This window comes from Agrococcus sp. DT81.2 (assembly GCF_049844935.1).
In the GTDB taxonomy this organism is placed as follows: Bacteria; Actinomycetota; Actinomycetes; order Actinomycetales; family Microbacteriaceae; genus Agrococcus.
On the sequence record NZ_JBNCLZ010000004.1, the window covers coordinates 55,971 to 62,150 of the forward strand.

Sequence of the window (6,180 nt, forward strand, 5' to 3'; positions counted from 1 at the left end):
CGTGCTCGACATCCGACGCCTGCGGCTGCTGCGCGAGCTGCGCCTGCGCGGCACGATCGCCGCGGTCGCTGTGGCGCTCGCCTACGCCCCCAGCGCCGTCTCGCAGCAGCTCTCCGCGCTCGAGCGCGAGGTCGGTGTGCCGCTCACCCGCAAGCACGGCCGGCGGCTCGCGCTCACGCCCCAGGGCGAGCTGCTCGCCCAGCACGCCGAGGGCATCCTCACCGCCATGGAGGCCGCCGAGCGCGCCGTCGCCGAGTCGCTCGGCCGCCCCGTCGGCACGGTGCGGGTAGCGGTGTTCCAGTCGGCGGCGCTCGGGCTCGTGCCGGAGATGCTGCGGATCCTCGCGGACGCGGCCCCGGAGGTGCGGGTCGAGATGGTGCAGCGCGAGCCGGAGACGGCGCTCTACGACACGTTCGTGGGCGACTTCGACCTCGTCGTGGCCGAGCAGTATCCCGGGCACGCGGCACCGCAGCACCCGGGCCTCGACCGGCAGCTGCTGATGACCGACGCGCTGCGGCTCGCGGTGCCACCCGAGAGCCCCATCGAGCGGCTCACGGACGCCGCGCACGTCGCGTGGGTGATGGAACCCGTCGGCGCCGCCTCCCGCCACTTCGGCGAGCAGCAGTGCCGGGTGGCCGGCTTCGAGCCCGACGTGCGCTTCGCGACCGCCGATCTGCAGGCGCAGATGCGGCTCATCGAGACGGGCCACGCGGTGGGAGTCATGAACGACCTCACGTGGGCGGGCACCGACGTCGGCTTCCGCGCGATCGACCTGCCCGGCTCCCCCCGCCGCGAGGTCTTCACCGCCGCGCGCGCCTCCTCCGCGGACAGCCCCGCCATCGCCGCCGTGCGAGCGGCGCTCGCCGCAGCGGTCCCCGCCGACCTCGCCTGATTCCTCAACCGGGTAGTTGGTATCGCGAGGGCACTATCCCCTCGCGCGACCACCTACCCGGTTGAGACCAGTCAGCGGGAATCAGGCGGATGCGCGGCGCGCGAGATCGCGCCGGTGCAGCACCGCGTCGGCGCCGACGAGCACGAGCCCGATCGACAGCCCCACGAGCAGCAGCCATGGCAGCGACGCGACCCCGAACGACTCGAGCACGAGCCCGCCCAGCAGCGCCCCCGCGCCGATGCCCACGTTGAAGCCGGTGGTGTACCAGGCGGACGCCTGCTGCAGCAGCCGCTCCGGCGCCGCCTGCAGCTGCCGCGTCTGCAGCAGCGCGGGCAGCGCGCCGAGCGCGAACGCCCACACCATCACCGCAGCGATCGTCAGCACGACCTGCTGCGAGAGGCCGAGGATGAGCATGGCGAGCAGCCCGAGCGACATCATCGCGAGCGTCGACGCGGTGGGCCGCCGGCCGAGCCACAGCGCGATCGCGAGCACCGCGAGGATGCCGACGACGCCGTAGGCGAGCAGCGCGCCGGAGAGCCACGACTCGGGCACGCCCGCGTGCTCGACGAGGAACGGCGAGACGTACGTGTAGAGCGCGTAGTGGCCGAGCATGACGATCATGGTCGAGAGGATCGACAGCGTCACCCCGCGCAGGCTCTTGCCCGGCTCGGGGGCCGGCACGGCGATCGAGCCGGTCGGCGTCGTCGCGGCCTCGCGCAGGTGGTCGACCGGGGGCAGCAGCCGCCACACGGCCACCGCGACGGCGAGGCACACGACCCCGAACAGCGCGAACGACCAGCGCCATCCGATCAGCTGCCCGAGCAGCGTCGCGAGCGGCAGGCCCAGCACGTACGCGAACGAGCCGCCCGTCGACGTGATCGCGACGGCGCGGGCGAGCTGGTGCGGTTGCACGAGGTAGGCGGCGTAGGCGCCGACGACGGTCCAGAAGATGCCGTGCACGATGCCGCCGATGACGCGGAAGGCCACCGACCACGCGTAGTCGGGCGCGAGCGCCGATCCGAAGCAGCTGGCGGCGAAGACGACGAGCACCGTGATGACGAGCAGGTGCCGCGGCACCCTGCGCGTGAGGCGGATGAGCGTGGTCGACGACGCGACGACGGTGAACGCGAAGATCGTCACGAGCAGGCCGATCGCACCCTCGCCCACGCCGAGCTCGCGGCTCATCGGCAGCAGCAGCCCCATCGGCAGCATCTCGACGGTGATGTTCGTGAAGACCGCGAGCGCGAGGACGAGCAGCGCGGCGGTCGGGAAGGCGGCCGGCCGATCCTGCTGCCTCGTCGCCTGCTCGCTCACGACCGGCAAGCCTACGCGCCGCGGCCGCTGTACCCCGGTCACTGCACCCCGGCCGGTACGGTGGCCGTGTGTTCACCGCCGATGATGTGCTCGCGCTCCGCTTCCCGACGGGGAACCTGTTCGTGTCCGGCTACGCCGCCGACTCGGTCGACCGCTGGATCGAGCGCGCGGTCTCGACCCTGCGCGCGTACGAGGGAGACCCCGACGGCGAGATCACGATGCTCGCAGCCGACGCCCGCGCGGTGCGCTTCGTGGCGCGCCGCGGCACCGCCTCCTACGAGCCGGAGCCCGTCGACGACGCGATCGACATGATCGCCGTGACGCTCGCGATGCACGAGGCTGCAGCGGAGCGCGGCACCGGGTGACGCCGGTGGCCGAGGCGGGCCGACGCCGCGGCTCCTCGTAGACTCTTGCGGTGACCGCCAACCACTGGATCCTGTCGTTCGTCTGCGATGACCGCCCCGGCATCGTGCACGCGATCTCGGGCGCGATCGTCGAGTGCGGCGGCAACATCACCGAGTCGCAGCAGTTCTCGTCGGCCGACACCGACCGCTTCTTCATGCGGCTGCAGGTCGAGGCGGAGGCAGAGCGCGACGTGTTCGAGGCGGCGCTCGCGCCGGTGGTGGAGCGGTACGGCATGCAGTGGCAGCTCGACGACGTCGGGCGACCGCTGCGCACGCTCGTGCTCGTGTCGAAGGCCGCGCACTGCCTCAACGACATGCTCTTCCGCCAGCGCGCGGGGCAGCTCTCGGTGGACATCCCGCTCGTCATGGCGAACCACCCCGACCTCAGCGCGCTCGCCGCCTTCTACGACGTGCCGTTCGAGCACGCGCCGGTCGTCGACCCCGAGTCGAAGGCCGCCTTCGAGCGGCGGATCCTCGAGGTCGTCGAGCGCGAGCGCATCGAGCTCGTCGTGCTGGCCCGCTACATGCAGATCCTCTCCCCCGAGCTGTGCGCGGCGCTCGAGGGCAGGCTCATCAACATCCACCACTCCTTCCTCCCGGGCTTCAAGGGCGCGAACCCCTACCGCCAGGCGCACGCGCGGGGCGTGAAGCTCATCGGCGCCACCGCGCACTTCGTCACGAGCGACCTCGACGAGGGCCCGATCATCGAGCAGAACGTCGTGCGCGTCGACCACGCGCACACCCCGCAGCAGCTCGTCGCGATCGGCCAGGACGAGGAGTCGCGCACCCTCTCGCGAGCCGTGCAGTGGTTCGCCGAGGACCGCGTGCTGCTCGACGGCCAGCGCACGATCATCTTTCGCTGACGCGAGCGCGGCACCGGACATCTGCCGTTCACGCGAAGTTCGGGCGCGCCGTCGTCGGCTCTGGCTATGTTGACGGTGTCCCTGCACCTCAACGGAGTGGATCCATGCGCGCACGCACCCTGCTCGGCACCTCGACGGTCGCCGCGCTCGCCCTCACGGGCCTGGTGGCCGTCCCGGCTCAAGCCGCGACGCATCCCGTCATCAACGAGTTCTCGGCCGACATCGCCAGCACCGACACGAACGCCGAGTTCGTCGAGCTGCTGGCAGCGCCCGGCACCGACCTGAGCGGCTACCGCATCCTCCAGGTCGAGGGCGACGCCAACACCAACCAGGGCAAGGTCATCCGGTCGGATGCGGCACCGGCGCTGAACGCCGCAGGCCTCGGCGTGCTGCAGTACCCGCTCAACGGCCTGCAGAACGGCTCCGCGTCGATCCTGCTCGTCGAGGGCACCGCGACCCCCGGGCAGCAGGTCGACGCCGACCGCGACGGCGTCGTCGACGCCGGTCTGGGCTTCACCGTCGTTGACGCGGTCGGCGTGCTCGACGGCGACGCGGGCGATCTCGCGTGGGGCACGGCGCTCGCGCGCGCCTTCGACGGCGGCGCCGCCACGGTCGGCGGCGCGAGCCGCGTGCCCGACGGCACCGCCACCGGCACGACCGCCGACTGGGTGCGCAACGCGTTCAACGGCGCCGGGCTCGTCGGCTACACGACGGTCGCGGCGAGCGGCGAGGCGTGGAACACGCCCGGCCAGCCGAACCGAGTGGTCGAGGTCGAGGAGCCCCCGGCCGACGTGACGTGCGAGTCGGATGCCGTCGCCATCGGCACGGTGCAGGGCAGCGGCGCCGAGTCTCCCGTGGCCGGCCAGACCGTCACGGTGCGCGGCACGGTCGTCGGCGACTGGCAGGTTGGCGGGTTCAACGGCTTCCACCTGCAGGACGCCGGTGACGGTGACGCCGCGACGAGCGACGGCATCTTCGTGTACGCGCCCGGCGCCGCCGACGTGGTCGAGGGCGACCTGCTGACGGTCACCGGCACGGCGGGCGAGTTCCAGGGCCAGACGCAGCTCTCGAACGCGTCGCTGCTCGACTGCGGCGACGCCGCGCTGCCGACCCCGGTCGCGCTCGAGCTGCCGATCGCCGACGAGGAGTCGTTCGAGGGCATGCTCGTGACGCTGCCGCAGGAGCTCTCGATCCTCGAGTACTTCAACTTCGGCCGCTACGGCGAGATCGTCGTCGGCACCGACCGCCAGATGCAGCCGACCGCCGTCGCGGCGCCCGGCTCCGCCGAGGCGGCCGCCGTGCGCGAGGCCAACGCCGAGCAGCGCATCACGATCGACGACGCCCGCTCGACGCAGAACGCCGACCCGGCCATCCACCCGGGCAACCTCGAGCCGTTCACGCTCGAGAACGACTTCCGCGGCGGCGACACGATCACCGGCATCACGGGCGTGCTCGAGTTCCGCAACGGCGTGTGGAAGCTGCAGCCGACCGACGCGGGCGCCTACAGGGCGGTGAACGAGCGGCAGCCCGCGCCGCAGTTCGAGGGCGCGACGCTCGAGGTCGCGTCGTTCAACGTGCTCAACTACTTCACGACGCTCGGCAGCCGCGGCGCCGTGACGGCCGAGGAGTTCGAGCGCCAGGAGGCGAAGATCGTCGCGGCGATCGACGAGCTCGACTCGGCGATCGTGGGCCTGCTCGAAATCGAGAACAACGACGGTGTCGCGCTCGACACCCTCGTCGCCGCGCTCAACGAGGCAGCAGCGCCGACCGCCGACGGCGCACCGCGCTGGGCCGGCATCCACACCGGCACGATCGGCACCGACGAGATCACGACGGCGATCATCTACCAGCCGGCGCTCGTCTCGCCCGAGGGCGACTTCGCGGTACTCGACGCCTCGATCGACCCGCGCTTCGACACCTCGGCCAACCGGCCGGCGCTCGCGCAGTCGTTCCGCGACCTCGCCACCGACAGCGTCCTGACGGTCGCGGTCAATCACTTGAAGTCGAAGGGATCGGCGTGCGCCGGCGACACCGGCACCCCTGAGCAGGGCAACTGCAACGCGGTGCGCACGCTCGCCGCGGCCGCGCTCTCCGACTGGCTGGCGACGAACCCGACGGGCGTCGAGGCCGACGGCTCGCTCATCATGGGCGACCTGAACGCCTACGACCACGAGGACCCCATCACGACGCTCGAGGGCGCCGGCTGGACCGACCTGCTCGAAGAGTTCCAGGGCGAGGAGGCGTACACCTACGTCTTCGACGGCCAGCTGGGCTACCTCGACTACGGCCTCGCCGACGCGGCGCTGCTGCCTCACGTGGTCGGTGCCGCCGCCTGGCACGCGAACGCCGACGAGACGAGCCTCATCGACTACACGATGGCGTTCAAGCAGCCGGCGCAGGACGCGCTCTTCGCGCCCGACCCCTACCGCGCCAGCGACCACGACGCCGTCGTGATCGGCATCGCGTTCGAGGAGAACGAGCCCGAGGAGCCGACCGAGCCCGGTCAGGGCGGCCACCCGGTGTTCGGCGACGACCACCCGGTGCACGGCGACGACCACCCCGGCCGCGGCTTCGGCCGCGGGGGCGACCACCCGGTGTTCGGCGACGACCATCCGGGTCGCGGCCCGGCCCCCAAGTCGGCTCAGCGCGGCTGACGCCCCCCCAGTTGAGGGTTCGCGTCCGAGTTGATCTCCACTCGGACGCGAAC

Annotated in this window: 5 protein-coding genes; 4 read left to right on the top strand and 1 reads right to left on the bottom strand. The window is 72.3% G+C overall.

Translation table 11 applies throughout. The features are described 5' to 3' along the window. The first annotated feature begins 1 nt into the window (after window position 1). Window positions 2-892 (top strand): LysR family transcriptional regulator, encoded by an 891-nt coding sequence (locus ACLQ21_RS08910; RefSeq protein WP_425662964.1) that lies wholly within the window; start codon window positions 2-4, stop codon window positions 890-892. Window positions 893-973: 81 nt separating this feature from the next. Here ACLQ21_RS08910 and ACLQ21_RS08915 read toward each other — a convergent pair whose 3' ends face one another. Then, window positions 974-2,206 carry an MFS transporter gene (locus ACLQ21_RS08915; protein WP_425662965.1) on the bottom strand — a complete coding sequence of 411 codons (1,233 nt, stop codon included), beginning with the start codon at window positions 2,204-2,206 and terminating at the stop codon, window positions 974-976. 68 nt (window positions 2,207-2,274) lie between these two features. On the opposite strand from ACLQ21_RS08915, the gene ACLQ21_RS08920 reads away from it, so the two are divergent. From ACLQ21_RS08920 to ACLQ21_RS08930, 3 genes are all read left to right on the top strand, one after another. Then, window positions 2,275-2,571 carry a DivIVA domain-containing protein gene (locus tag ACLQ21_RS08920; protein WP_425662966.1) on the top strand — a complete coding sequence of 99 codons (297 nt, stop codon included), beginning with the start codon at window positions 2,275-2,277 and terminating at the stop codon, window positions 2,569-2,571. A gap of 50 nt (window positions 2,572-2,621) precedes the next feature. After that, a complete protein-coding gene (gene purU, locus ACLQ21_RS08925) occupies window positions 2,622-3,473 on the top strand; it encodes a formyltetrahydrofolate deformylase (protein ID WP_425662967.1) in 852 nt (283 codons plus the stop codon). Window positions 3,474-3,577: 104 nt separating this feature from the next. After that, a complete protein-coding gene (locus ACLQ21_RS08930; RefSeq protein ID WP_425662968.1) occupies window positions 3,578-6,127 on the top strand; it encodes an ExeM/NucH family extracellular endonuclease in 2,550 nt (849 codons plus the stop codon). Window positions 6,128-6,180 lie beyond the last annotated feature (53 nt).

Coding starts and splice junctions, on each gene's coding strand:
- ACLQ21_RS08930 (WP_425662968.1), top strand. CDS start 3,578: ATGCGCGCACGCACCCTGCTCGGCACCTCGACGGTCGCCGCGCTCGCC.